Origin of the sequence: Synechococcus sp. R60.1 (genome assembly GCF_047461835.1) — a bacterium.
Classification (GTDB): Bacteria; Cyanobacteriota; Cyanobacteriia; order Thermostichales; family Thermostichaceae; genus Thermostichus.
Genome location: NZ_JANSIA010000040.1, coordinates 1 through 24,305 on the forward strand (window position 1 = coordinate 1; position 24,305 = coordinate 24,305).

Below are 24,305 nucleotides of genomic sequence, written 5' to 3' on the forward strand. Positions count from 1 at the left end.
GATGGGAAGGGGATGCGGATTTGAATGGTGCGAATGTGATTGCGCTCTTGGGGGCTGTCGTAAACCAGCCTAGAGGTTCGTGGTTGGCTTGCCAACTGCAGGGCTACTGAAAGCCCGCCCTGTACTGCGAAGCAGTCAGGGTCGGGTAGTTTACACCGATTTTTTGGGAGAGAGAATCATCGTGATGTTTCGCCCTTCCTTTTGGGGGGGCTGCTGCATTTCCGCCACTTCTTGTAAGTCTTTGAACAAGCGGTGCAGCAATTCTTCCCCCAACTCGGCGTGCTGGGCCTCACGACCGCGGAACATCACCGTGGCTTTCACCTTGTCTCCATCCCCCAAGAACTGTTGGGCGCTGCGCAGGCGCACGTTGTAGTCGTGCTCGCCGATGTTGTAGCGAAACTTCACTTCCTTGATCTCGGCAGTGTGTTGCTTCTTGCGGGCCTCCCGTTCTTTCTTCTCCTTCTCAAACTTGAACTTGCCGTAGTCCATGATGCGGCAGACGGGCGGGTCGGCCTTTTCGCTCACCAAGACCAAGTCCAGATCTTTTTCTTCTGCCAGGCGCAGGGCTTCGCGCGGGCTCATGATCCCCAACTGAGTGCCGTCGGTATCGATAAGGCGGATTTTGGGGAAGCGGATGCGCTCGTTGATAGCCGGCAGCTCTGCGCGCTGCTTGCGGGGGAAGCGGTCAGGTGGACGCTCTACGGTCAAGTTTTCCTCTCTCAACGAAATAACAACACAAGACAAATGCTAAGTAGGACTAGCCCCCTTCGGAGCAGTGCCGAACCCTGAGTTTGGACTCTCCAATCAAAGTCGGCCACTGGCCCGCAGGCCAAGGCAGGCTGCACCTATACTAACCGGCATTTTCCGTCTCTTTCTAGAGCCGTCAAGCGTTGTCAAGGCCCGCTCACTTGGGGATCCTGCCAGGCCGCGGTAGGATACCAAAGTGGCGATCTTGAACAGGATCGAGGGTTGTTTGTCGGCCAGCAGGGAGGGCAGAAGCGGTGCAGCTCGGTTTAACGGAACGGGAACTGACAGAGTTGGCCCAAAAGTCGGTTCAGCTCATCCTCAGCCCGCGGGAAGGGGATAGCGAAGCGCTGATCCAGTACAAGTCTTCGGCAGAATTTCGAGCAGGGGTGCACCTGGCCTGTGCGGCCATGGTGTTGGTCTTGGCAGAGAACAACGAGCGCCTCAGCCAGCAGTTGCAGGCTACTTTACAAAACTTATCTGCAGCCGTCGAGACACCCTCAGAGAAGGCTGCCGGAAGCTAGCCCAAGGATCCGCGAACGGGGGAGGAAAAGCCTTGGCTGAGGTGCGCAGCGAACGAGACTCAATGGGGGAGCGGCAACTACCCCAGTCGGTTTACTACGGCATCCAGACCGCCCGTGCCCTGGAGAACTTCCCCATCAGCGGCCTCAAGCCCCTGCCAGAGTATGTGGAGGCCTGCGTGCTGATTAAAAAGGCGGCGGCGGAGGTCAACGGCGAGCTGGGGTGCATTCCGGCAGAGGTGGCCAAGGCGATTGTCCAAGCGGCGGATGAGATCCTCCAGGGATCCCTGCGGGATCAGTTTGTGGTGGATGTGTACCAGGCGGGGGCGGGCACCTCCCACCACATGAACGTCAACGAAGTGCTGGCCAACCGCGCTCTGGAGATCCTGGGGGAGCCCAAGGGCCGCTACGAGCGGGTCAGCCCCAACGACCATGTCAACTACGGCCAGTCCACCAACGATGTCATCCCCACCGCCATTCGTCTGGCTGCCCTGCTGCGGGTGCGACGGGATTTTCTGGGCACGCTGGACAATTTGGTAGCGGCGCTGGAGCAGAAGGCCCAAGAGTTTCGCGGCATCCTCAAGGCCGGTCGCACCCATTTGCAGGATGCGGTGCCAGTGCGGCTGGGGGATAGCTTCGGCGCCTACGCGGCCATCTTTGCCCAACACCGTCGCTGGATTGAGGAGGCCAGCCAGGCCCTGTGCAGCTTGGGGCTGGGGGGAAGCGCCGTCGGCACCGGCCTCAACACTCATCCCCAGTACCGGAAAAAGGTGGTGCAACGGCTGGCAGAGTATACCCAGTTGCCCCTCACCCCTGCTCCCCACCCCATGGCGGCGATGCAGAGCATGGCCCCCTTTGTGCATCTGTCGGGATCCCTGCGCAACCTGGCCCAAGATGGCATCAAGCTGGCCAACGACCTGCGGCTGATGGATTCTGGCCCCAAGACCGGCCTGAAGGAGATCCAACTGCCGCCGGTGCAGCCCGGCTCTTCCATCATGCCTGGCAAGTACAACCCGGTGATAGCCGAGATGTTGAACATGGTCTGTTTCCAGGTGATCGGGCTGGATACCGCCATCACCCTCGCAGCCCAAGCGGGGCAATTTGAGCTCAACGTGATGATGCCCCTGATTGCCTATGACCTCCTGCACAGCCTGCAGATTCTGAACAGCAGCCTGCGGGTCTTTGCCGAGCGCTGTATTCAAGGCATCACCCCCCAACCGCAGCGATGCCGCGGCTACGCGGAAGGGACGCTGGCTTTGGTGACTGCTCTCAACCCCTACATCGGCTACTTACAAGCGGCAGAGGTGGCCAAGGCTTCTCTGGAAACCGGCCAGCCCATTCGACAGATTGTTTTGGAGCGCAACCTCATGACCCCAGAGCAGGTGGCGGAAGTGCTGGATCTGGAAGCCATGAGCCAAATGCAGTCCTAACCCATTCGCTACAGTGGAGGCATACTGCTCCTGCCCGGCCATGACCATTACCCCCTATCGCTGGCCCACCCAGCACGACTTGCCCGATACAGACGACACCCCCTTGGACAACGAGGATCAAGGCCGTCAATACCCCCTCCTCCGGGAACCGCTGCTGCTGCACTGGTCAGATCGGCAAGACTTTTTTGTGGCTTGCAATATGGGCCTTTACTACGCCCTACCCCGGCAGGTCATTGTTCCAGATTTGTTTCTGGTGCTGGGGGTTCCCCGTTGGCGGGATGGCACTGCCCGCAAAAGTTATGTGGTTTGGGATGAAGGGAATATCTTGCCTATTCTCATCTTGGAGATCATTTGCAACGACCAGGGGGAAGAAAAACCCGGACAAGCCAAATTCCAGCTCTACGAAAGGCGGCTGCGGATCCCCTACTACGTCACCTTCGAGCTAGAGACCGATGAGCTGAATGTTTATCAACTCCAGGGCGGACACTATGAGCTGCTCCCCGGCTCAGGCGCTGGAGAACATCCCCCAATTCTGTTGCCCGATTTGGACTTGAGTATCGGTCGGTGGTGGGGATCCTACGAGGGGCGAGAACGCTTTTGGGTGCGCTGGTATGATAGGGCAGGGCAATTGTTGCCTACGGGAGCTGAACTAGAACGGCAGCGGGCTGAATTGGAACGGCAACGGGCTGAATTGGAACGGCAGCGGGCAGAATTGGAACGCTCCCGAGCCGAACGACTGGCCCAGCGGCTACGGGAACTGGGAGAAGACCCTGAATTTTGATCAGCTTTTCCAGGGATCCCCAAAAAAGAAATCTCCACCTACCCCCTACACTGGAATCCTGGCATTCCAGGGGGACATGATGACCAGACAGCGACTCAGTTTGTGGACGAAGCTGGCCTATGGGGTGGGGGATCTGGGCACAGGCATGACGGCCAACATCCTCATCTTTTTCCTGCTGCCCTTTCTCACCAATACCGTTGGCATGTCGGCAGGCCTAGCCGGCAGCATCTACGCCATCACTCGCTTTTGGGATGCCATCAACGATCCCATCATCGGCATTCTCAGCGACCGCACCCGCACCCGTTGGGGCCGTCGCCGCCCCTGGCTGCTGTTTGCAGCCCTCCCCTTTGGCCTCACGTTCCTGGCCCAGTGGTGGATCCCTTTTCCCGGTCGGATTGGCCCCCTGTTTGCCTACTACCTGGCGGTGTCGCTCTTGTTCAATACCTTCTACTCTGCGGCCAATATTCCCTACGCCTCCCTGACAGCGGAGCTGACCCAGGATTACGACGAGCGCACCCAGCTCAACCAATTCCGCTTTGCCTTCTCTGTAGGGGGCAGCATGGTTGCGGTGGTTACCTTTCCGCTCTTGGTCAACCTGCTGCCGGATCGGGCTGCCGGCCATCTGCTGGCGGGAGCCTGTTTTGGAGTGATCTCGGCTGTGCCCTTGCTGATCTGTTTTTGGGGGGTGCGAGAACGGTATCCATCCCAACGGGATCCCATGCCCCTGGTTCAACAACTGCGGGTGGCCTTCAGCAACCGCCCCTACCTGTTTGTCAGCGGCATCTACCTGTGTTCTTGGCTGGCGTTTCAGTTCACGGCCACGATCATCCCCTACTTCATCGTCTTCTGGATGGGCCTGCCGGAGGTGTGGATTTCCCTGGTGGTACTGGCGGTACAGGGGATCGCAGTGCTGACGCTGTTTGGCTGGACCCAACTGAGCACCCATCTGGGCAAGCGCACCATGTACCTTATCGGGGCGGGGTTTTGGCTGATCTCGCAGGCGGGCCTGTTTTTCCTCCAGCCCGGCCAGCAAGGGATCATGATTGGGCTGGCTCTGTTGGCCGGCATTGGGGTTTCTGCTACGGCCTATCTCGGCCCTTGGTCGATGTTGCCGGATGTGATCGATCTGGATGAACTACAAACCGGGGAGCGGCGGGAGGGGATCTTCTACGCTTTTATGGTCTTCTTACAAAAGGTGGGCCTGGCGCTGGGACTGTTTTTCGTGGGGCAAGCTCTGGATTGGGCCGGCTTTGTGCCTTCGGTGGCCGGAGAGGCCCTGCCCATCCAGCCGGAATCGGCTTTGTTGGCCATCCGCATTGCCATCGGCCCCTTACCGGCGGTGGCCCTGATCGGCGGGATCCTGCTGGTGTGGTTCTACCCAATCACCCGGCAGCGTCATCAGCAGATCCTGATGGAATTGGAAGAAAGACGGCAACAATACCACCCCAGCACCGAAAGATCTCCTTAGACCGCAAAATAGGCTACGGTTTCTAGCGGCAGAGCAACTGGCGCAATTGCGGGGGTTTTGATCTTCGGCCCAGGCTACTCCTCTCTCAGCCGCCTGCACGATTACCCCATCAATAGCCTGAAAATCGATCACTCCTTCATCTCGCGCTGGGGGCCGAATGGAGAAAATGCCGAGACCATTGCCTGATCATCACCTTGGCCGGCAGCCTGGGAATGGATGTCACTGCCGAGGGGATCGAAACCCTACAGCGACTGCACCAATGAGGCTGTTGAACTGCGAGTATGGCCAGGGCTATTTCTTCGCCAAACCTCTCTAGGATGCAGAGCAAATGCTGCGGTTGCAACTGGACAAGAGGTGAAGGGATCCCTGCCCTCAGTCTAGGATGATGCGCAGGCCGCTACCCGAGGGAGTCGCCGGTTCAGGGTTGGGCACAATCCGCAGCCCACTGCCGGAGGGCCGGGTCACCGTGTTGTCGATGTTCACAAGGAAGGTGTTGGATTGGCCGTCCCGCTCATACACCACCACGTCGTTGCGGTTGAACTGGGAGCGACAGATGATGGGGGAGTTGTCGGCAGCAGTAGCCGCACTGCAGCGGTAGCCAGGGGCAGAGACGATCTTGCCTTCTTCATCGATGGAAAAAGGAACTGCAGAGGGCAAGATTGGAGAAAAGACCGGCTGGTCGGGATTGAGGATCACCGAGCCACCTGTGCTGGGTTCTACCACGATCCCCCGCCCGTCGATGACGATCCGCTGCGCTTGGGCGGGAGAGACGGCCAGCGGCCCCAAGAGCAAAGCCAGGCTTAGGCCGAGTTGGAGGGGAAACAACAGCTTCATTGGATATCTCCTTTGGCCCAGGGCCATGACAGCTTCCAGGGATCCGCCAACGATCCTTGCAGGGGATGGATCCCTGGCTCAACTTAACTTGATCTTGACTTGATCTTGGCCCAGATGTCGGGCCGAACCCAGGGCGGAAGCCGTCACCTCTGTTGCCAAGATGGGCACTTTGCCGTCGGCTCGATTACCAAAGCCCCGAGCGGCCCAACGCCAGCCCGACCACCAACATGCCCAACACCAAAAAGGGCTGCGCGCTGGCTTGGTATTTCACATCGTTGTTCAAAGGATCCCGCAGGAGGTACATATCTTGGAAGGTTATTTGCGGGATGATCAGCAGCACCAAAAGGGCCGCGTAAAGTTTTAGGCCCGCCCCCAGCAAAAACGAGGCCATGCCGAACTGGAACAGGTCGATCATCAGCACCGAGATCCAAGCGGCCCCCATCGCCCCAAACATCACCGGCAAAGAGGCCAAGCCAAACTGCCTATCCCCCTCGATGCTTTTGAAATCGTTGACCACAGCAATCCCCAGCCCGGCCAAGCTGTAGATCAGCGTCAGGATGCAGACCGTCCAGTTCAGCTCGCCAAACAAGGCGTGACCCGTCCACCAGGGCAGGGCGATGTAGCTGGCGCCCAGGGCGTAGTTGCCCAGCCAGCCGTTGCGCTTGAGCTTCAGGGGCGGCGCCGAGTAGATGTAGGCAATCAGGGCTCCTGCCAGCGCAATGCAGGTGATCACCGGGAAGTCATGGCCGGTGTACCAGTCCAGAGCATAGGCCAAGCCCAACCCCAAGATCAGCAGCACCCAGATTTGGATAACCACCCGCTGCAGAGAAATAGCGCCGGAGGGAATGGGGCGGTAGGGCTCGTTGATGGCGTCGATCTCGCGGTCGTAGTATTCGTTCACCGTTTGGGTATAGCCCGTCATCAGGGGGCCCGCCAGAATCATGCCCACCAAAATGAGAGCCACATTCTCCCAAGTCCAGGTGAAGTGACCGGAAGATGCCGCCCCCGGAATCAGACCCCACACCAAAGGGATCCAGGTGACAGGTTTCATCAGCTGCAGGTGCAACTGCCAAATGGAGCGAGACTCCACCTCTGCTCCTTTCATGCCCAGCAGTTGACGGACACGCTGCGCATTCGACCCGCCGGTGCCAGGGGATCCCTTGCCGGGATCCGAGTCTGGGGTGGTTTCTTCTGAAGCAGCTCCTTCTGCTATGCTGGGCTCCGCAGCAAAGGCCATCTCAGCCGCCACTTCCGGCAAGGAGGGATCTTGAGGGATCTTTTCGCTCATGGTGGGATGCGCAATCAAACTGCAATAACGGGGATAACCACCCCCATTCAGAGACATCGTGACATACTCCCGCACTCATGCTGATGCAAAGCGCTCCGCGCCGCTAAAGCGAAAGAGTACGAGCTTCTCAGTGACTCCTGTTAAGGACATTTCCTGAGCTTTAAGAACGGGATGCCCCACCGCTCTGTGTTTACCATAGCAAGGGTTTCCGCCTTTCATCCTGACCCTCATGCTGATACATAGAGGGCGTCGCTTCTCGGCGGTCTAGCTGACCGGATTCCTCAAACAAGAGGAGAGGTTGACGTTCTCCCCACGGCTAAAGCCAGAGGATCCGTTCTCAGCCAGCAAAACAACTCCCACTGACTGAGCTACACCGAGCATGTGGCTTATACCGCAGCACCGTGGGGGACGCCAAAGCGCTTCGCGCCGCCAAGGCAAACGCACCAGCTACTGGGATGTGGAAACACCCCAGATACTTTCACCTTCAGCACTGCACCTTTCTATAAATGGGTGGAGCGATACTCACATCCTATCAGGAGACGGTAGCTTATCCCTAGGCATAAATGCCGGGGCCTGAGCCGCCGAGTTTTCGGTCAGCTCGCAGTTCCGGGCCGTCTACACAATCTGTGCCGTCACGAATAGGCGCTGATGCTCGGCTGGGATCCGCTCTTTTTCTTGGGCCGGGATCACCAGGGGAGGTTGCTGAGTGTAATTGATGGGATCCCGAAACCAAGCGCGGCTGTAGGTGTTGTAGAGAAGAGGACGGGGAGCGGGCGAGCGATTGGCCCGACCCAGATGAATCAGGCGGTAGTCGAACAGGAGGCAGGATCCCTTGGCCAAGGGTGGATCGACAAAGGGCATCTGCTGGGCCAGCTCGGTATAGTGGGCATCGAAGACCGCATGGCTGCCGGGCCAGAGACGGGTCATGCCGTTCTCTTCGTTGACCTCCACCAGAGGAATAAGCAAATTCAGGGCATAGCAAGGAATGATCGCATCCAAGGTCTCGTCGCCAAACAGATGAGACAGATCCCGGTGAACTTGTTGATCGGCGGATCCCGGCAGAGAGACCACCGCCCCCAGCCCGCTCAAGATCAACTCCGGCCCCAAAATCCGCTTCAGGATGGGCAAGATCAGAGGATGGGCATAGAGGAGGGGATCGTTGAAGGGGCCCTCCAGGCGAACCGTTACCATCACCCGTCTATTGCCCACTAACAGGGCATCGGCGTGGTTTTCGTGGGTGCAGTAGTGGCTGTAGGTGGCCAGAAAGCTGCTGTGCAACTTGTCGATGAGCTCGGGGGGAAAGATCTCCGGCAACACCAGATAGCCCTCTGTGGAAAACATTTCAAAAGCCTGCTCTACGGTCTCTGGATCCGGCTGCTGGAGCTCCTGTAAGGACTCCGTCCCGCTGACGCGAACCGCAGGGCTGAAGCGCAACTGGGCCAACATCGGCTAGGTCTCCTGCAAACTGGCCACAGCCATTAACATGCCCCGCGCTTTGTTCAGACATTCTTGGTATTCCCGCTCCGGATCCGAGTCGGCTACAATACCTGCCCCGGCCTGCAAGCTCACCTGGCCCTGATGAACCAGCAGAGTGCGGATGGTGATGGCGGTGTTCAGTTGGCCGGAAAAGTCGTAGTAGCCATAGGCGCCGGCATAGGGCCCGCGGCGGCATCCTTCCAGCTCATGAATAATCTGCATGGCGCGGATTTTGGGGGCACCCGTAACGGTTCCGGCGGGGAAGGTGGCCCGCAGCAGATCCCAGGCGCTGTACTGGGGATCCAGCCGCCCCACCACGTTGCTGACAATGTGCATCACATGGCTGTAGCGCTCGATCTGCATCAGGTCATCCACCTGCACAGATCCCAGTTGGCAGACCCGTCCCAGGTCGTTGCGGGCCAGATCCACCAACATCACATGTTCGGCCCGTTCTTTCGGATCTGCCAACAGCTCTTGCTCTAACTGCCGGTCTTCCAGAGGGGTGGTGCCACGGGGGCGGGTGCCGGCAATGGGGCGCACGGTGGCGATGCGGTCTTCTCCCACCCGGCTGAGTTTGACCATCACCTCTGGGCTGGAGCCGATGAGGCAGAGATCCCCAAACTGCAAAAACGCCATGTAAGGGGAAGGGTTAATCAGCCGCAACGAGCGGTAGAGGCAAAAGGGATCCCCCGCAAAGGAGACGGTAAACCGCTGCGAGAGCACCACCTGGAAGATATCTCCGGCGCGGATATAGTCCTTAGCCTGTTCCACGGCTTGGCAGTAGGCTGGGCGGCTCAGGGTGCTGGGGGGGATTTGTTCGCGCCAGCGGGACGGAGTCCTTTCCGACAGGTGGGGCTTCCAGTTGAGGTGCAGATGGGCCAGGGAAAGAGGAGCGCTGAGCTGCTGCATCAGCTTTTCCACCCGCCGGCAGGCTTGGGCATAGGCTTCCTCGGCAGCGTGGTGACGGGTATCGGCGAAGGCCACCACCCAGATCTTGCGCTTCACCTGGTCAAAGAGCAGGATGCTGTCCACCTGCATCAAAACGGCATCAGGGGGATCCCCCGGCTGCAGGGGGTGGATGGGCACCTTGGGTTCGACCCAGCGAATCAGCTCATAGCCCCAGTAGCCAAATAGGCCGCCAATGCTGCTGGGCAATTCCGGCAAATGCACCGGCTCATAGGGCTGCAAGCAGCGGGCCAAGATGGCAAAGGGATCCCCTTGGTGGTGCTCCTGTCGGCCATCGCGGTAGCGCTGTAGCGCCTGATCCCCGCGTATTTCCAAAACCCACAGGGGATCGCAGCCCAAGAAGCTGTAGCGGGCCACCTGTTCCCCCCCCTCCACCGACTCCAGGAGAAAGTTGTAGGGCTGGCCAGCACAGACCCGATACCAGGCAGAAACCGGCGTTTCCAAATCCGCCACCCATTCCTGGTACACCGGGATAAAGTTGCCCTGTTGGGTAAGGGCAAGAAACTCCTTCAAGGGAGGGTAAATCATGGCCTGCAACTTTTGTGCTTTTCCTGACTCTACCCCAGACACGGGATCCCAAGGGCGTGTGGATCCCTCTGGATTGCCCGGTTGCAACAGCGCCGAAAACCATTAAGCTGAGAGCGGCTCTACTCTCGGGATCCCTTGCCATGCAAAACCCATCTCAGGTGATTCGTGAGCGCCTCCGCTATCAAGGCCACAAATACACCTTCGTCAGCCAGCGTTTGCGTTTTCCCAACGGCAAAGAGGGGGAGCGGGAGTACCTCATCCATCCCGGGGGGGTGGTGGCCGTGCCTGTAACTGCAGCAGGCAAGTTCGTCTGCATTCGTCAATATCGCTTTGCGGTTGCCTCCTACCTTTATGAATTTCCGGCAGGCACAGTCGAGCCAGGGGAGCATCCCGATGACACCATTCGCCGCGAGCTGGAAGAAGAAACCAGCCTGCGGGCCCATCGCTGGGATTCGCTCGGCCAATTCTATCTATGCCCCGGCTATTCCAGCGAGATCATGTACGCCTATCTGGCGCGGGAGCTGGAAGTGCTGGATTCCCCTCCCGATAAGGATGAGGATGAAGATATTACCGTAGTGGAGTTTTCTGCTTCTGAGCTTACAGAAATGGCCCGTTTGGGAATGGATTTGGACAGCAAGTCCATTGCCTGCTTTTGGCGGGCCCAATTGTTTTTGGCTGCCGAAAAATAGAGCCCTCCGTCGGGGGGGGCTGCCCCTTGCTCCTGGGGGATCCTTTCCAATTGGCGGGGCGTCGTTCCAAGCCGACTTTGGCGGTTACAGGCGAATCTTGTGGCCTTTTGCGAGAATTCGGTAGTCCACTGGAACCGTCTATGGCCATCTAGGGGAGATCTCTAGGGGAGATCTAAGGTGAGCTCCACGTTGAGTTCAACACAAAGGGATCCCTTGGTTTACTGGAGGAGCCTTGCTGTCTCTTAGAATTTTAGGGGCGAGGAGTGAGGAAATATGCGGAAACTGCTGTATTCCTGTGGTCGAATAGCCTGGGGAGTGGCCTTGGCTACCACTCTACCGGTTGCTGCTGTTCCTGCCTATCCCCAGCCCGTGCTTCCGCTGCTGCCGGTTCCTTCTGAGGGCGGCGCTGCTCGAGGTGGGGTTGTGGCTTTATTCAATCAATCCATTTGGTGGGATTTTATTCGCGGCAATCGCGGTGAAAACCTGCGCCTGTTCCCGGCCAGCCTAACTTCCCCATCTCGCCAGGATGTGGTGGCTGTGTTTCAGATTCAGCGGCAGCCCACCGTGGAGCCGGTGGTGCGCGTTCTCAGCTTCGAGCACCAGGGGGGGTATAGCTTTCGTCTACTCCACACGGCTGAGCCGATCCCAGGACGGTTGGTGGAGGCTCACCTGCGCACGGACATCACCTCCAGCCCACAGCCCAAGTTGGTGCTCCTCACCGAGCGAGGGGGCATCAGCCTGCTGCGCTCTGTCTTGGTCTTGGAACACCGGCCTGAGGGACTTGTGCCACTGCTGAGCGTGACGGATCTGAGCAATGCCAGCCTGCGGGTCAGCCCGCAAGGGATCCTGGTCATTTCAAGCCCGCCCGGTGCCAGCCGTGACTTGAGGGCTACCCTCTACCAATGGGAGGGGGATGGCTTTGTCCGTCGAGATCTATAAGTCCATCATCTGTTGTGACTGTTGTGAATCTGCCTGTCAATATCCATCTTTGTCAGCGAGGTCTCGCGCGGAGCGGATGTCCGTCTCGGCTATCGCTGCCCTTGCCAGCAAGCTCCCAAGCTGGGGGCTTGTCCCACCTGCCAAAGGAACAGACTCTCGGCCCCAAGGGGATGAATGCTCCAGGGATCCAGGCCAGACCCAAACCACCCGTAGGGATCGACGGCAGCTGGTTGGCCGGAGTTGGTGTTGTCGAAGCGACGCACCTCGAAATGGAGATGGGGCCCGCTGGCACAGCCGCTGTCTCCCGATAGGCCGATGACTGCTCCTGCGGCCACCACTTGCCCCTCCTGCACCCCAACTTGGCTGAGGTGGGCGTAGAGGGTTTCCCAGCGGGGAAGTGCTCTCCCGTCTGTTCTCTCCCCCTCCGAGAGTTCTGGCTCGTGCAAAAGGCGCACCCGCAACCCCCTGACCGGTCGGCCCAAGCCGGGGCAAAAAAACTCCGGCTCCTCACGGGCCACGGTGACCCGTCCTGCGGCAGCGGCCAGGATCGGGGTGCCCACCGGCATCTCCCAGTCATAACCGGCATGGCCATCGCTTTTGCCACAGGGGTGCAGCGGGCCAGGGATCCAAACCTGGCCTTGCCCACTCACAAACCGTCTGTTGCCATCCCTCTCCCCCAAAGGCAGATCATGGTCGAAGAGGTTGGTGACGGGAAATTCCCCAACAAAGGGCTTGTGCAAAAACGGCCACTGGGGCGGCGGCGGATCCCCATAAGCAGAACGATATTTTTCCAGCTCCAGCCGATAGTCTTCCAGATCCTGACGCTGGGCGGGATCTTCCGTGTGCTGCTGCAACAGATCCACCAGCTGCAGGGCCTGAAGCCAGTCCTGGCGCTCCACAGCACGAGCCAACTGGGCGTACACCCCCACCCGGGATCCCTGCGGCGAAGACGGGGAGGAGACCTGAGGAAAAACGGGCGAGATGTTTACGAATTGATACAATAGACAGCAAAATATCAGCAGTGTCACCGTTAGCGGTGGTGACATCCCTGCCCAGAGGGCCATCCCAAGTAGGCCGGCCTGCAAGCAAGCGGGCTTGTTCTTGGCTTTAGGCTCTCTCTTGGGGCCATCCGCTTTTTCCCTCAGCCGCCGTATGGGTTGCAAGGAGACAGAGCGGCTTCGCTTAACCACTCTTCGGGAGTTTCTCATGCGTTGGTTCTCGTCCTCTGGTGTTCTCGTCAGCCTGCCTTTCCAGTCTTCTGTTGGGCGAAGTGTTCTGCCCCTGTCTGGCTCGATTTGGCAGCGGCTGGAGGCCTTAGCTCTGGGTTTGCACATTCTGTCTTTGCTTTTTGGGTTGGCAGGGTTGCTCTGGGTTGTACCGCATCCCGAGTGGGTGGCCAGTTTGCCCCCCATTGGCCTTCAAGCCTTCTCCTTGAGCATGGGCAACGGCGGCGTTGCTTACATGGTGTTCGGCGCGCTGGCAGCAGCTCTGATGGGATCCCGGCTGTTGGGGATGCGGCGCCTGTTGATGTTTTTGATCCCGGCGGTGGGCATTTCCTTGGGCAGTGAGCTGTTGGGTACCAGCACTGGGATCCCCTTTGGCAACTACGGCTACCTGAGTGGGCTGGGCTACAAGATTGCCGGGTTGGTGCCTTTTACCATCCCTCTGTCTTGGTTTTATGTGGGGTTGTCGTCCTATTTGTTGGCGCGTGTGGCTCTGCAAACCCAGCGCCACTGGTTGATCCACTTCGAGGCCATCATGTTGGGGGCCCTGCTGCTCACCGCCTGGGACTTCGTGCTGGATCCGGCCATGACCCGCGGCTTGATCCCGTTTTGGACGTGGTTTCAGCCGGGGCCCTTCTTCGGTATGCCGCTGCAAAACTTCGGTGGTTGGATGCTGACTGGGGCTGCCTTCATGACGGTGGCCAATCTGCTGTGGGGCGAGGATCAACCCATCCTTGACCGCCGCCAGTTGGTGGGGCCGCTGGTGCTCTATGTAGCTAATTTTGCTTTTGCCCTGTTGATGAGCCTGGGCTCCGGCATTGTTGCGCCGGCGGGGTTGGGCCTGTTGTTGGGGTTGGGGCCCGCTTTGGGGTTGTGGTGGAGTGCAAAGACCCCATCCCGCTATTGCGAAAGGACTCCGTCCCGCTATCGCGACCAGCCTGAGCCGCCTTCCCATCCCCAAAAGGACTCTGTCCCGCTATTGCAAACGGTTGAGGGAGAGGCAGGTCAAGCCTGGGATACTTTGGAGGATCCCGGTTGGGTTGGCGCGAAATAAACTGGCCCTAACCTTTCCTCGGCGAGATCCCCCAGTTGTCCAGGCCATGAACTTCTGCAGCGACAATGTTACAGGCGCCTGTCCTGAGGTGATGGAAGCCCTGTTGGCCCTCAACCGGGGATCCGCCATGCCCTATGGAGGGGACGAATGCACAGCGCAGGTGCAAAGGCTGTTTGCCGAGATCTTCGAGCATGAAGTGGCAGTGTTTCCGGTGGCAACAGGATCTGCTGCCAATGCCCTGGCCCTTTCGGTGCTCACCCCGCCCTACGGGGCGATTTATTGCCATCCCGAGGCCCACATCAATCTGGACGAATGTGGAGCGCCAGAGCTGTTTACAGGTGGGGCCAAGTTGGTGGGGATCCCAGGGGAACAAGGCCGTATTGACTGGGGCAACTTAAAAACGGCCCTGGAGCGGGCGGGGTTTGGGGTGGTTCATCACGTACAACCTGCCTGCCTCAGCCTGACGCAAGCCACCGAGGCCGGCACCCTCTACTCCTTGGAGCAGCTTGGATCCCTGGCGGATTTGGCCCATCACTTTGGCCTTAAGGTGCATATGGATGGGGCCCGCTTTGCCAACGCCTTGGTCGGTTTGGGTTGCACCCCTGCCGAGATGACCTGGAAAGCGGGGGTGGATGTGCTGTCCTTTGGGGCCACCAAAAATGGAGCCTGGGCTGCGGAAGCGGTGGTGTTTTTTCATCCAAATCAGGTGGGCGATTTTGAGTTTCGTCGCAAGCGCAGTGGCCATCTGCTCTCGAAGATGCGCTTTTTGTCTGCCCAATTGCAGGCCTATCTCCAGGATGGGGTGTGGCTGCGCAATGCTCGCCATGCCAACGCGATGGCCCAACGGTTGGCGCAGGGACTGGGATCCCTGCCGGGAGCCAAGTTGGTATATCCCACCGAGGCCAATGAGGTTTTTATCGAGCTGCCGGAGCCGGTTCTCCAGGCCCTAGAGGGAGCGGGGTTTCGGTTTTACCGCTGGCTGGGGGAAGGTCACCACTTAATCCGCCTGGTGACGGCTTTTAACACTTTGCCCGCAGATGTCGAGCGCTTCTGCCAGGTGGCTCAGCAAGCCAGCCGTTTGCAATAGGCGGACGGAGTCCTTGCAGCTGACCGGGGATCCCCCTGGCCAAAGGCCTGAGCATCCCAAGGGATCCCTGAAGGCTGTTCATCGGCTCGTCAATCCTTAAAGTGGGTGCTGTCGCGACCGGGCTTTTTCTCCAGGCAGGGCGAGGCGGAAGTCGATCCCGTTTTCTTCGAGTTGTCCTGTAGCAGACCAATCAGCAGACAGGCCACCCCAAGGTTGATGGCCACATCCGCCACGTTGAATACCGGAAAGCGAATCCAGATCAAATTGAAAAAGTCCACGACATAGCCGTTGACGAAGCGGTCGATGCCGTTCCCCACGGCTCCTGCCCACACCAAGCCATAGCCGGCCTGTTCCCATCGGCCCAGGATCCCGCCGCGAATGGCCAGCAGCGCCAACGCCAGCGCCACCCCCAGCGAGATCCACTTCAAGAGCTCTGCCGAATCTTCAAACAGGCTCCAAGCAGCGCCGGTATTCTCCACGTAGGTGAGGTGAAACACCCCTGGCCACAGCTCAATCTCTGGCCCCGGCAGCAGCCGTTCCACTGCCCAGTGCTTGGTCGCCTGATCCAAGATTACCCCCAGGATCCCGGCCAGCCAAAAGCCTTTGTTTTTCATGTCGTCTTGGCCTCAATCACGTCCACCGGCAAGAGCGCCCCGATGAGCACTTTTCCCATCCTGACATGCTGCTCTTCTGCCGGCTCATTGCCCAGAAGCTCAAGGGCGGAGCTCTGGACTCGAAGTTGGGCCTGTAACGGGATCCAACACCGGTGAGTGGCCTCAGAAGCGATTGGCCGCCTCTGGCTTGAGAGGAGCAGCAAGAAAGCCGTCCAGCTTAGGCAACTGGACGGGGATCCCCTGGGGGTGGACAGGATTGGCTACCGACCCTGCTGCTCCAGGGAGCGGCGCAATTCACTGGCCATCTGCATGAACTCTTGCGGGTTGCCCGCTTTGCCGTAGGAGGAGCGATCTTGAACCTTTTTGCCGCTGCCTTGGCGGGTGCGGGTGTTGAGCAAAGCGCTGGCCATTTCCATGAACTTGGCAGGATTTCCCTCGCTGCTGCCCCGCACGAGAGGGGCGCGTCCGGCACGAGTGACAGCCATAGATACCTCAATTTTCACAAATGAAATGCTTGTTACATTTTCTCACAAGGGCTCTGCGATCAACCAGGGCCAGCGTTTCCTTGCTGTTACAGCGACTCCGGCCAATGCTTGGGGATCCTTCTAAGCCGCAAACCTTGCCTGAGGTTGGAAAGAGCCATCAGCGAGTTGAGGTTTTCTCTTGAGTCCAATGATGGGTCAGCCAAATGGGGAGCACCGTCAGGCCGATCACCCCCAGGGCCACCACGCTGATCACCGGGCGCTGCCGAGGCTTGGTGAGCTGGCTGAACACCCAGATCGGCAGGGTTTGCTGCTGGCCAGCGGTGAAGGTGGTGACGATGATTTCATCGAAAGACAGGGCAAACGCCAGCAGGGATCCCGCCAATAGGGCCGAGGCCAGTTCGGGCAGAAGGATGTACCGAAAGGTTTGCAGAGGATTGGCCCCCAAGTCGGCAGAAGCCTCCAGTTGAGAGCGTCCCATGCGGCGAAACCGGGCCAGCACGTTGTTGTACACCACCACCAGGCAAAAGGTGGCATGGCCGATAACAATTGTCCAAAAGCTGAAAGGGATATGCAGCAAATGGATCGCCGAGCGCAAGGCGATCCCGGAGACAATGCCCGGCAAGGCGATGGGCAGCAACACCAAAAACGAGATCGTCTCGCGGCCAAAAAATCGGCTACGATAGACAGCCGCTGCCGCCAGGGATCCCAGCACCACCGCCACTCCGGTAGCCAGCACAGCCACCCGCAAAGACAAAAACAAGGCCCGCCAAATATCTGCCCGCCCCCAGGCCACGGCAAACCAATGCCAGGTCAGCCCCGGCAAAGGGAAGCGCAAGGTCGCCTCATCGGGGCTAAAGGCGTAAAGGACGATCACCAGCAGAGGAAGATGGAGAAAGAGCAGCACCCCCAGCGAGAACAGGATCCAAAGCCATTGGCCGATGGGAAAAGGGCGAATCGGCATGGATGAGGGAGAATACAGAGCTGGATGGGGAACAGTCTACAGGTAGAGAAATGGTCTGTGAAATAGCCTTGTAGGGAAGCAGCCTTTGGCAAGGACTTTAGATTGCTTGGCCGACTTTGGAGCTCCAGTCGAGCAGAGCATCCCAAACCCAGATTAAACTCGCAGCATGATCGCGTTTTTAAGCGGCCACCTTGTGGCCATCGAATGGGGAGAGCGCAGTAGCCTCACTGTTGAGGTGCAGGGGATCGGCTATCGCGTCAAGGCCCCAGGACGTTTTCTCAAGCAACTGCCCGCAGTGGGGGAGCCCGTCCGGGTGTTCACCCATTTGGTGGTGCGAGAGACCGAGCTGGTGTTGTACGGGTTTGGCTCGCCAGCCGAGCGCGATTTGTTTGTGGAACTCATCAAAGTCTCAGGGGTGGGGCCGGCTTTGGGCTTGGCCCTGCTGAATACCTTCGGCCTGCCGGAGCTGATTCAGGCGGTGGTGACCGAAAATGTGCGCCTGCTCTCCCTCACGCCGGGGGTAGGTCATAAAACGGCCCAACGGCTGGCCCTGGAGCTGAAAACCAAGCTGGCCCACTGGCGACAGGGGGTGGGGGTTGCGGATCAACCCTTGGCCGGGGGGCCGCCCATGCCCATCCGAGAAGAGGTGGAAATGGCCTTACTGGCCCTGGGCTACAGCACTCAGGAAATTCAGGCTGCCTTGCAAGCTCTGCCCACTCACCCCCGCCCAACGGAAGACTGGCTGCGGGATGCCATCACCTACCTGAGCCAGCAGCCATGAAGCACCGCCGCATTGCTATTCTGGGTGGAACCTTCAACCCTGTACACCACGGCCATTTGATCATGGCAGAACAAGCCCTTTGGCAGTTTGACCTGGATCAGGTGCTGTGGATGCCGGCAGGGGATCCCCCCCACAAGCCTCTGGCCCCTGGTGCCAGCAAAGCCGACCGCCTGGCCATGGTCAAGCTGGCCATTGCCGACCACGAGCGCTTCGCCTGCTCAGAGCTGGAGATCCGCCGTTCGGGGCGCTCCTACACCATCGAGACACTGCGCACCCTCATCCAGGAGCAACCCAATACCCAGTGGTACTGGATCATCGGCGTGGATGCTCTGCGGGACCTGCCCCAGTGGTATCAAGCGGAAGAACTGGCCCGCCTCTGCCATTGGATTGTTGCCCCACGGGTGGATGCCGGCGATGCCGCCCAGGTGCTGCAGGCGGTGGCCGCAAAGCTGCCCATCCAAGCCCAAATCCTGGAAGCTCCCACCCTGACGCTCTCTTCCACTTACCTAAGGCAGCAAATCCAAAAGGGAGGGTCTATCCGCTACCTGGTGCCCCCTGCCGTGGAGCACTACATCCGGCAGCACCGCCTCTATCTGCAGCCCTAAAGGAAAAAAGGGGGCGGATCCCCCCTCTAGAGTCACCAAACAGCTTAAGACCTGCCATACGCCACAGCCTCTCCCCGGAAGAGGGAAAGGCTGGAACTGGGTTGGGAAGTAAACTGCTTTTCTGGTACTCTGGAATACTTGTGCTCTGTGGGCAGTTGAGAGTGGGGTTGCGGCCAGGTGCCCCCATCAGTAGGCTAAGCCCATGCTGCGGGTGGTTTCGGGGCCAAGGTAGACTCGGATGCTCAGAAAATCGGTGGGACAAGCGGTTTCACAGCGTTTGCAGCCAACGCAGTCTTCGGTGCGGGGAGCGGCAGCGATCATGCCAGCCTTGTTGTTCCCCTTCCAGGGCACCATCTCCAACACGTCGGTGGGACAAGCCCGCACACACTGAGTGCAGCCGATGCAGGTGTCGTAGATCTTGACCGAGTGAGCCATTAGCGTTCTCCAGTCGAGCAGGTTGAAACGTTAAAAAGAGGTTTACCGAATCCGCAGGGCAGCAGCATCGCTGCGCAAGTGCCCTCAGTGTACAGTAGTCCTGGGAAGCCTCCAAAATCTCCGATCCAAATGTTCAAACAAATTTACATCCGGTGGGCCAATGGGAAGGTTGCTGGGGTTGGGCTAGGATCGGCCTGAAGATGACAGGACAAGGGATCCCGAACATGGGGCGCTCGGTGCAAGATTGGCGAAGGCAAACTCAGGGCAATCTGCGTCGTCTGGGGCCAATTTTGCTGGAGATCTTCGAGGAAAACGTCCCTCGCCTACGCCGCTGGGATCAGCAGCTCACCGACTGGGTGCGCAGCCACCGCTGGGGGGTGGATCCGTCTCTGCCCAAGGTGGCTATCTATGTCCTGGGCGCAGTGGTGATCCTGGCGATCCCACTTCTCACGTTTGTGGCTTTGGGGGCCTTTCTGACCTTTCTGGGTGTCCAAATTGTCCAAAAGTGGTCACAAGGGGATCCCGCTCGCCAAACTCAGCGCCGCTATCTGCGCAGTGCTGACGCGGATGATGATGACTTTGATCTGGATTGAGAAAGGGGCTGCGGGGAATGGGCGGGCTAACTGTCCGCCGACCGTTGGGGCTCCTGGGAGTCTTGCTGCATGCCCAAGCGTTGTTTGACCTGTCTGATCACCTTCTGGTGAGAGCGGTTTTCCAGCCTGTTTAGGCCGATGGCGCCGGCCAGGATCCCCAACTGTAAGGCCAAGCTGGGCAAGGTGGTGTTCAAGTCCCGTCCCGCCAGGGCTCGAAAGAAAAACACAAACGCCCCGATGGTAGCCGAGAACCCCACCGCCAAGTAGATGAAGCGCCGCAAGCTGCGGTAGGGAGCGGCCAGCTCCGTCAACAGCCTCACCTGCTCTGCTGAAGAGGGATCCCGCCGCTGCGACAGGGGCGATCTTGGCTTGGGATCGGAGTCTGCCATTGGCTACACCTCCTCAGGCAACAAGAGGGGCTCCCGACCGGAAACCCCCGCCAAAACGGCTTCGGCAGCGCGGCAGGCAGCCAGAATATCTCGCTCTTCCCCTCCCAAGTACACGCGGCCAAAGCTACCGAAAGGCATCACTTCTAGGATGTTGATCTGGGCAGATTTTTCTGCCTCGTTGGCAGCCAGGGGGGCATAGCCTGCCGGTTGCACCTCCAGGATGTAGAGGGTTTGGCCAGCCAGGAGCATTTGGCCACGGCGGGAACGGTTAATCAACTGGGTTTGGTGGGGATCGATGTTGCGGATGATCTGGCTGGAGATGATGCGGGGCTTGAGGCGCTCCTGTTCACTCACCCCTAAGGCAGCCAGAATCGCCCGTCCGGCGGTGCGGGTATCCCCTTGGTTGCTGGAGTGTACTTCCAGAAGGCCGTAGAGGCGTTCCACCACCTGCAGCCCCGGCCTCACCGAGGTGGCCTTCAGGGCAATATCCATAACGCGGTTGATCTCGATGCCGGGGGAAATCTCGACCCACAAAGAAGTGTCCCCAGGCAGGGGCAAAAAGCCGTAGGCTACTGTGCCCAGATAAGCAGCATACTGGGGTTGCAGCCGATCCAAAAACACGTAACTGCGAAGGTCGATCCCCAAAAAAGTCCTCCCTTTGGGCTCAGTTGGATGGTGAGCTGATGGCGATCTACATTCTCATTCTCCAGCCTCATCCCAGCTCTTGGATCTTGGGCAGACCGGCCAACCTTGGCGCATCAGTTGGGTTGCTGCCCGGCTCTACAGATCGCCCTGAGCCACCACCTTCACCGTTGTCAGGGCTTCCACGTCGATGGGCCCGCGCACGTGCAGCCGCTGGGTAGAAATGCCCAAAGACAGGTCGCGAAACGCTCCCAACGTGGGGATCCCAGCTCCCCGGCCTGCCGAGAGGGGGGAAGTGTTGATGTGGATCAGGGCGGCATCTACTTCCTGGAGAAAGCGCTGGGCCGCCGATTGGCTATCGGTGAGGATCGTCTCCGATTGACGGCAACCATTTTTGTTGATCCAGGCGATCGCCTCCGTCAGGTCGGCAATGGGCTGCAGGCGCAGATGAGGTCGTTCCGTCGAGTCAAAGCCTTGCCCAAGCGGCTGGAGCTGCGGGAACTGTTCCAGAATGGAGGCGGCTGCCTGGATATCGATCCCGTGACCCAGCAAGTCCTCCACCAAGGCGGTCAGATGGTTGGCGGCCCAATCGGTGTGGATCAGCAGCCAAAGGGTGAGAGGCTGATAGATGGGGATCCCTTCTGAGCCATACTGGGCGAGGGGATCCAACAAAACCGACTTGACCAAAGGCCAAGGGGCGGTGCGATCCAGATAGATGTGGCCGTAGCCCAAATGGGTAGCCAGAGTCGGCACTTTGCTGGCCTGCAACAGGAACTCCACCCAGCCGGGGCGACCGCAGGGAATCACCAGGTCTAGGTAGCGGGTTTGCTGTAACAACGGCAATAGTGGGGAATCTACTTGGGGATCTGCGGTTCGGTCTTGGGCGGGCAAGGTTTGAATGGCCCCTTCCGGGATCCCGTGCTCATAAGCCGTCTCTGCCAACAGGTTGACCATAGCCTGGTGAGTTTTCTGGATGGGACCGCTGCTGGCCAAAATCACGCCATTTCCTGTTTTTAGGCACATGCCAATGCCATTTAAGGCAAACTCGGGGTAGATTTCGTAGACCAGAGCAATCAACCCCAACGGGACGCGGTAGCGGCCAATAAACAGGCCATTCTCCTGGCGGTGCCCTTTCTCCAGCTTGCCAATGGGATCCGGCTGCTGGGCCAGGAGAGTCAGCAACTGGGCGGATCGCTGTAGACGCTCGGGGGTGAGCTTCAGGCCGTTGAGGATCCACTCCGGTACGGTTTGCTCGCGGCAACTTTCCAGGTCGAGGGTATTGGCTTCCAGGAGCAGATCGGAGCGCTCCAACAAACACCGCGAGAGAGCCAGCAGGGCCTGGCGCTTGGTTTGGCTGCTCAACCGCTGCATCTGCGGTAGTAAGCGGCGTACCTGTCGCAGAGTGGTACCTAAGTCAAAGTCTGAACCGAAATCTGTCACTTGAACTTCTCCCGCCTAGCCCATTAGAGACAGACCCGCTGCGTTCTCCAGACCACTGCTAACAAGAAATGGTTGGATCCACAAGTGCTGGGGCTGCCAATTCTGGAGACCAGTCGCTGGAGAAAATCTCACTCACCTCAGGGCCGCCGCAGCAGCAGGATCGCCGTTACCATCAGCAGCGTTAGCAACAAGCCGAGAATCATGAACCAACTGAGCAACTGGGTTTGGTTTGGGAAGAGCACTGCGCCGATGAACCCAACCGCCAAGACAATGCCCAAGCTGAGGGTGAGGCCCAAGAGCGCGGATCCCTGTAGGGTGTTTTCCCGCCGCAACACCCATTGGTAGCCGTTCCAGAACCACATTTTGCGATAGGGATAAGAAACGGCCAGTTGCTCGATGTACAGGCGGTCGGGGGTAATGGCAAAAATATGCTGGCAACGGCTACACCCAAAGGCTTCGGTTAGGGTGATCAGGCGCAACTGACCTTGATGGCAGCACGGGCAGGGGTAAATTTTGGCGGGCTCAAGGGTCTGAGCGACACGCGGGGCTGAGTTTTGACGGGGAGACTTGCGGGGAGAAGAGAAGGCCACAGCTCTCAGCCGGTGAGAAGTTGGGATCCCTCACATCCTATCTTCAGGAAAGCGGAGTCAAGCCACCCAGAGATGGTGGACGTAGCGCCAGGTGAGGATTTGGTTGAGGGCGAGGAAGATCAAAGCTAGAAGCCCGTAGCCCAGCTTCAGGATAGTGCCAAGATAGCCAAGCACCCTTTGGGGGATGAAGCTGAAATCGGTGTGTTTGGCCCAATGTACCAACGCCAACACCTGCAGGATGTGAACCGGCAGACAATAGCGGCTCATGCTTCGCTGGCCCAAGGGGCTCGTACCCGTCAGGGCAATGTAAAACATGGCCCAAGCAGCCAGATGAAATCCCAACCGCTCCCGCCAACACTGGCTTCTACCTGCCATAACTCCTGCCGCATCCATTAAACCTGTAACAAGCAGGGATCCCAGGGTGGCAGACACAAACAGTTGGCTAAGAGCGTCAGCCCACAGCCCAGGGTCTTTCATCGGTGCAGAAAGAGAGAGTAAGCTTTGCCAGCGTTCGGCGGAAAGGACATATGTGCGAGCTTGGAAAATAGCTTGATAATTGGCTTTCACGCCGGTAAAGTAACGCTGCATTTCCAGGTAGAGATCCCAGCGTCCGAAGCGGAGCTGACAGTAGAGAAAAAAGCCCAGGCCACCCAACAGAGCCAAGCTCGCTGCCATACTCGTCCAAAACCAACGGCGGGCTTGGGTTCTCTCCCCCGCTTTCAGGAGATTCAAAAAAGGGAGCAGCGCCACCGGCAAGCCGACAATCCGAGTAGCACTCATCACCAAGCCGTGGATCCCAGCCAGGAGCATCAGCAGGGGACGGCCCCCGTGAATTGACCAGTAGAGAAAACCCAGTAGGCTGGCCATAAACAAAGATTCGCTGTAGCCCACGACCAGGTAAAAGCTGGTGGGATAAAAGAAGATGAGCAAACTGGCCAAAATTTGCCAGAGGGGGGGAATTTGCCACCTGCGGTAAAGCAGGAAAAGGTAAACCCACATCAGCCAGCAAAAGAGCTGGGCGGTGAGGTAGAGACCCAGTTCAGGGTCAACTCCCACAAGGTGACTGATTGCGGCCACTGCCAGGGGATAGCCGGGGAAAAAAGCTACGTTGCTCTGCTCGTAGGCAATCTTGTCGAAACCCACAAACTGGTACCCCCGCCGCACAATGCTGAGATACCAATAGCTATCCCGCTGACTCAGGGCTGTGAAGGCAGAAGCATAGTCGCTCTCCTCACTCCAGAACGGGATCATGAAGATCTGCAGCACCGTCAAGGCCAAGCTGGGCAACAAGATTTGCCCTAAAAAAGGGGCAAGATGCTGCCGACCTCGCTGCAACAGATGACTGAGAGGAAAGCTCATCGCTGAATCTTTAAAGACGGAGATGTCACTTCGATTTCTTCTTGGTAATCATCTTGGTAATCATCGGCAAGGTTCACCTGCCAGAGGTCGTGGTTCCTTTTTGATCTCCACCCTAAGGCCCTGTGGATTCCTTGCCAAAGTCTAGGACTTTGCCAAAGTCTAGGACTTTTGAGATACCACTTGGTTCAATTGACACCCTCTAAGAGTGAGAGTGTAAATATTATAAAACGGCTCTAGAACAGGTCGAGAAACTTCCCCACCACCGGCCAATTCCCTGCCAAAACCTAGGACAATGAGGGGAGAAAGGAAAGGTTAGACTGGTGAGGCTGCGGCTGGAGGCTGGCCTGTGCTGTTGACCAAGGGCTTTGAGGTGGAAATGTACA

General features: G+C 58.7%; 27 protein-coding genes. 12 read left to right on the forward strand and 15 right to left on the reverse strand.

Features of this window, described 5'->3' with window-relative positions; genetic code table 11:
- Positions 1-150: 150 nt before the first annotated feature.
- A complete protein-coding gene (infC, locus tag NW834_RS07220) occupies positions 151-708 on the reverse strand; it encodes a translation initiation factor IF-3 (RefSeq protein WP_011432175.1) in 558 nt (185 codons plus the stop codon).
- A gap of 293 nt (positions 709-1,001) precedes the next feature.
- On the opposite strand from infC, the gene NW834_RS07225 reads away from it, so the two are divergent.
- The 5 genes from NW834_RS07225 to NW834_RS07245 all read left to right on the forward strand — a co-directional run bounded on the left by NW834_RS07225 (position 1,002) and on the right by NW834_RS07245 (position 5,130).
- Complete coding sequence (locus NW834_RS07225) at positions 1,002-1,268, forward strand: hypothetical protein (protein ID WP_414332053.1); 267 nt, start codon at positions 1,002-1,004, stop codon at positions 1,266-1,268.
- A gap of 41 nt (positions 1,269-1,309) precedes the next feature.
- Positions 1,310-2,695, forward strand: coding sequence for an aspartate ammonia-lyase (locus NW834_RS07230; RefSeq protein ID WP_414418886.1), 1,386 nt, complete (start codon positions 1,310-1,312; stop codon positions 2,693-2,695).
- 40 nt (positions 2,696-2,735) lie between these two features.
- Positions 2,736-3,476: a Uma2 family endonuclease gene (locus NW834_RS07235; RefSeq protein ID WP_414418881.1), complete on the forward strand. Its 741-nt coding sequence runs from the start codon at positions 2,736-2,738 to the stop codon at positions 3,474-3,476.
- A 79-nt stretch (positions 3,477-3,555) separates the two neighbouring features.
- Positions 3,556-4,944 (forward strand): MFS transporter, encoded by a 1,389-nt coding sequence (locus NW834_RS07240; protein ID WP_414418882.1) that lies wholly within the window; start codon positions 3,556-3,558, stop codon positions 4,942-4,944.
- A 57-nt stretch (positions 4,945-5,001) separates the two neighbouring features.
- Positions 5,002-5,130 carry a hypothetical protein gene (locus NW834_RS07245; RefSeq protein ID WP_414418883.1) on the forward strand — a complete coding sequence of 43 codons (129 nt, stop codon included), beginning with the start codon at positions 5,002-5,004 and terminating at the stop codon, positions 5,128-5,130.
- A gap of 186 nt (positions 5,131-5,316) precedes the next feature.
- Here the strand turns inward: NW834_RS07245 and NW834_RS07250 are convergent, their stop codons facing one another.
- The 4 genes from NW834_RS07250 to trpE all read right to left on the reverse strand — a co-directional run bounded on the left by NW834_RS07250 (position 5,317) and on the right by trpE (position 10,036).
- On the reverse strand, positions 5,317-5,778 hold the full coding sequence (locus tag NW834_RS07250) for a hypothetical protein (RefSeq protein ID WP_414343398.1): 462 nt from the start codon (positions 5,776-5,778) through the stop codon (positions 5,317-5,319).
- Positions 5,779-5,962: 184 nt separating this feature from the next.
- Positions 5,963-7,066 (reverse strand): chlorophyll synthase ChlG, encoded by a 1,104-nt coding sequence (chlG, locus tag NW834_RS07255; RefSeq protein WP_414418884.1) that lies wholly within the window; start codon positions 7,064-7,066, stop codon positions 5,963-5,965.
- A gap of 615 nt (positions 7,067-7,681) precedes the next feature.
- Entirely contained in the window at positions 7,682-8,512 is an 831-nt protein-coding gene (locus NW834_RS07260) for a phytanoyl-CoA dioxygenase family protein (protein ID WP_414426271.1), read from the reverse strand.
- Positions 8,513-8,515: 3 nt separating this feature from the next.
- Positions 8,516-10,036 (reverse strand): anthranilate synthase component I, encoded by a 1,521-nt coding sequence (gene trpE / locus NW834_RS07265; RefSeq protein WP_414418633.1) that lies wholly within the window; start codon positions 10,034-10,036, stop codon positions 8,516-8,518.
- Between the two features lie 140 nt (positions 10,037-10,176).
- On the opposite strand from trpE, the gene NW834_RS07270 reads away from it, so the two are divergent.
- Both NW834_RS07270 and NW834_RS07275 read left to right on the forward strand, forming a co-directional pair.
- Entirely contained in the window at positions 10,177-10,725 is a 549-nt protein-coding gene (locus NW834_RS07270) for an NUDIX hydrolase (protein WP_414418634.1), read from the forward strand.
- A 273-nt stretch (positions 10,726-10,998) separates the two neighbouring features.
- Positions 10,999-11,664 (forward strand): hypothetical protein, encoded by a 666-nt coding sequence (locus tag NW834_RS07275; protein WP_414418635.1) that lies wholly within the window; start codon positions 10,999-11,001, stop codon positions 11,662-11,664.
- Between the two features lie 89 nt (positions 11,665-11,753).
- Here the strand turns inward: NW834_RS07275 and NW834_RS07280 are convergent, their stop codons facing one another.
- The gene (locus NW834_RS07280) at positions 11,754-12,665 is read right to left on the reverse strand and encodes a M23 family metallopeptidase (protein WP_414418636.1); all 912 of its coding nucleotides are present in this window, start codon (positions 12,663-12,665) and stop codon (positions 11,754-11,756) included.
- Positions 12,666-12,870: 205 nt separating this feature from the next.
- Here NW834_RS07280 and cruF point away from each other — a divergent pair, with 205 nt between their 5' ends.
- Positions 12,871-13,941, forward strand: coding sequence for a gamma-carotene 1'-hydroxylase CruF (gene cruF / locus NW834_RS07285; RefSeq protein ID WP_414375548.1), 1,071 nt, complete (start codon positions 12,871-12,873; stop codon positions 13,939-13,941).
- Positions 13,928-15,028, forward strand: a complete 1,101-nt coding sequence (locus tag NW834_RS07290) for a threonine aldolase family protein (RefSeq protein ID WP_414418637.1) — start codon at positions 13,928-13,930, stop codon at positions 15,026-15,028. The genes cruF and NW834_RS07290 overlap by 14 nt, the downstream gene beginning before the upstream one ends.
- 89 nt (positions 15,029-15,117) lie before the next feature.
- On the opposite strand, the gene lspA is transcribed toward NW834_RS07290, so the two are convergent.
- The 3 genes from lspA to NW834_RS07305 form a co-directional block, all read right to left on the reverse strand.
- Positions 15,118-15,642 (reverse strand): signal peptidase II, encoded by a 525-nt coding sequence (gene lspA / locus NW834_RS07295; protein WP_414332043.1) that lies wholly within the window; start codon positions 15,640-15,642, stop codon positions 15,118-15,120.
- A 260-nt stretch (positions 15,643-15,902) separates the two neighbouring features.
- Positions 15,903-16,127, reverse strand: a complete 225-nt coding sequence (locus NW834_RS07300) for a hypothetical protein (protein ID WP_148202686.1) — start codon at positions 16,125-16,127, stop codon at positions 15,903-15,905.
- Between the two features lie 157 nt (positions 16,128-16,284).
- Positions 16,285-17,088: an ABC transporter permease gene (locus NW834_RS07305; protein WP_414332041.1), complete on the reverse strand. Its 804-nt coding sequence runs from the start codon at positions 17,086-17,088 to the stop codon at positions 16,285-16,287.
- Between the two features lie 166 nt (positions 17,089-17,254).
- On the opposite strand from NW834_RS07305, the gene ruvA reads away from it, so the two are divergent.
- Together ruvA and nadD are read left to right on the forward strand one after the other, a co-directional pair.
- Positions 17,255-17,869: a Holliday junction branch migration protein RuvA gene (gene ruvA / locus NW834_RS07310; RefSeq protein ID WP_414418638.1), complete on the forward strand. Its 615-nt coding sequence runs from the start codon at positions 17,255-17,257 to the stop codon at positions 17,867-17,869.
- Positions 17,866-18,474 (forward strand): nicotinate-nucleotide adenylyltransferase, encoded by a 609-nt coding sequence (nadD, locus tag NW834_RS07315; RefSeq protein WP_011432197.1) that lies wholly within the window; start codon positions 17,866-17,868, stop codon positions 18,472-18,474. Before ruvA ends, nadD begins: the two co-directional genes overlap by 4 nt.
- A 186-nt stretch (positions 18,475-18,660) precedes the next feature.
- Here the strand turns inward: nadD and psaC are convergent, their stop codons facing one another.
- Positions 18,661-18,909, reverse strand: a complete 249-nt coding sequence (gene psaC / locus NW834_RS07320; protein WP_011432199.1) for a photosystem I iron-sulfur center protein PsaC — start codon at positions 18,907-18,909, stop codon at positions 18,661-18,663.
- A gap of 200 nt (positions 18,910-19,109) precedes the next feature.
- On the opposite strand from psaC, the gene NW834_RS07325 reads away from it, so the two are divergent.
- Entirely contained in the window at positions 19,110-19,502 is a 393-nt protein-coding gene (locus NW834_RS07325) for a hypothetical protein (RefSeq protein WP_238376872.1), read from the forward strand.
- A 26-nt stretch (positions 19,503-19,528) separates the two neighbouring features.
- Here the strand turns inward: NW834_RS07325 and NW834_RS07330 are convergent, their stop codons facing one another.
- The 5 genes from NW834_RS07330 to NW834_RS07350 all read right to left on the reverse strand — a co-directional run bounded on the left by NW834_RS07330 (position 19,529) and on the right by NW834_RS07350 (position 23,922).
- Positions 19,529-19,891 carry a DUF3493 domain-containing protein gene (locus NW834_RS07330; RefSeq protein ID WP_011432201.1) on the reverse strand — a complete coding sequence of 121 codons (363 nt, stop codon included), beginning with the start codon at positions 19,889-19,891 and terminating at the stop codon, positions 19,529-19,531.
- Positions 19,892-19,894: 3 nt separating this feature from the next.
- Positions 19,895-20,536 (reverse strand): hypothetical protein, encoded by a 642-nt coding sequence (locus tag NW834_RS07335; RefSeq protein ID WP_011432202.1) that lies wholly within the window; start codon positions 20,534-20,536, stop codon positions 19,895-19,897.
- A 135-nt stretch (positions 20,537-20,671) separates the two neighbouring features.
- A complete protein-coding gene (locus tag NW834_RS07340) occupies positions 20,672-21,973 on the reverse strand; it encodes a gamma-glutamyl phosphate reductase (protein ID WP_414350139.1) in 1,302 nt (433 codons plus the stop codon).
- 137 nt (positions 21,974-22,110) lie between these two features.
- On the reverse strand, positions 22,111-22,452 hold the full coding sequence (locus NW834_RS07345) for a hypothetical protein (RefSeq protein WP_238376873.1): 342 nt from the start codon (positions 22,450-22,452) through the stop codon (positions 22,111-22,113).
- A 168-nt stretch (positions 22,453-22,620) separates the two neighbouring features.
- On the reverse strand, positions 22,621-23,922 hold the full coding sequence (locus NW834_RS07350; RefSeq protein ID WP_414350140.1) for a hypothetical protein: 1,302 nt from the start codon (positions 23,920-23,922) through the stop codon (positions 22,621-22,623).
- Positions 23,923-24,305 lie beyond the last annotated feature (383 nt).

What these genes read in the sequence shown, in the direction of transcription:
- NW834_RS07235 (WP_414418881.1), top strand. Translation starts at nt 2,736, where the DNA reads ATGACCATTACCCCCTATCGCTGGCCCACCCAGCACGACTTGCCCGAT.
- NW834_RS07240 (WP_414418882.1), top strand. Translation starts at nt 3,556, where the DNA reads ATGACCAGACAGCGACTCAGTTTGTGGACGAAGCTGGCCTATGGGGTG.
- NW834_RS07250 (WP_414343398.1), bottom strand. Translation starts at nt 5,778, where the DNA reads ATGAAGCTGTTGTTTCCCCTCCAACTCGGCCTAAGCCTGGCTTTGCTC.
- chlG (WP_414418884.1), bottom strand. Translation starts at nt 7,066, where the DNA reads ATGAGCGAAAAGATCCCTCAAGATCCCTCCTTGCCGGAAGTGGCGGCT.
- NW834_RS07260 (WP_414426271.1), bottom strand. Translation starts at nt 8,512, where the DNA reads ATGTTGGCCCAGTTGCGCTTCAGCCCTGCGGTTCGCGTCAGCGGGACG.
- trpE (WP_414418633.1), bottom strand. Translation starts at nt 10,036, where the DNA reads ATGATTTACCCTCCCTTGAAGGAGTTTCTTGCCCTTACCCAACAGGGC.
- NW834_RS07270 (WP_414418634.1), top strand. Translation starts at nt 10,177, where the DNA reads ATGCAAAACCCATCTCAGGTGATTCGTGAGCGCCTCCGCTATCAAGGC.
- NW834_RS07275 (WP_414418635.1), top strand. Translation starts at nt 10,999, where the DNA reads ATGCGGAAACTGCTGTATTCCTGTGGTCGAATAGCCTGGGGAGTGGCC.
- cruF (WP_414375548.1), top strand. Translation starts at nt 12,871, where the DNA reads ATGCGTTGGTTCTCGTCCTCTGGTGTTCTCGTCAGCCTGCCTTTCCAG.
- lspA (WP_414332043.1), bottom strand. Translation starts at nt 15,642, where the DNA reads ATGAAAAACAAAGGCTTTTGGCTGGCCGGGATCCTGGGGGTAATCTTG.
- NW834_RS07300 (WP_148202686.1), bottom strand. Translation starts at nt 16,127, where the DNA reads ATGGCTGTCACTCGTGCCGGACGCGCCCCTCTCGTGCGGGGCAGCAGC.
- NW834_RS07305 (WP_414332041.1), bottom strand. Translation starts at nt 17,088, where the DNA reads ATGCCGATTCGCCCTTTTCCCATCGGCCAATGGCTTTGGATCCTGTTC.
- ruvA (WP_414418638.1), top strand. Translation starts at nt 17,255, where the DNA reads ATGATCGCGTTTTTAAGCGGCCACCTTGTGGCCATCGAATGGGGAGAG.
- nadD (WP_011432197.1), top strand. Translation starts at nt 17,866, where the DNA reads ATGAAGCACCGCCGCATTGCTATTCTGGGTGGAACCTTCAACCCTGTA.
- psaC (WP_011432199.1), bottom strand. Translation starts at nt 18,909, where the DNA reads ATGGCTCACTCGGTCAAGATCTACGACACCTGCATCGGCTGCACTCAG.
- NW834_RS07325 (WP_238376872.1), top strand. Translation starts at nt 19,110, where the DNA reads ATGACAGGACAAGGGATCCCGAACATGGGGCGCTCGGTGCAAGATTGG.
- NW834_RS07330 (WP_011432201.1), bottom strand. Translation starts at nt 19,891, where the DNA reads ATGGCAGACTCCGATCCCAAGCCAAGATCGCCCCTGTCGCAGCGGCGG.
- NW834_RS07350 (WP_414350140.1), bottom strand. Translation starts at nt 23,922, where the DNA reads ATGAGCTTTCCTCTCAGTCATCTGTTGCAGCGAGGTCGGCAGCATCTT.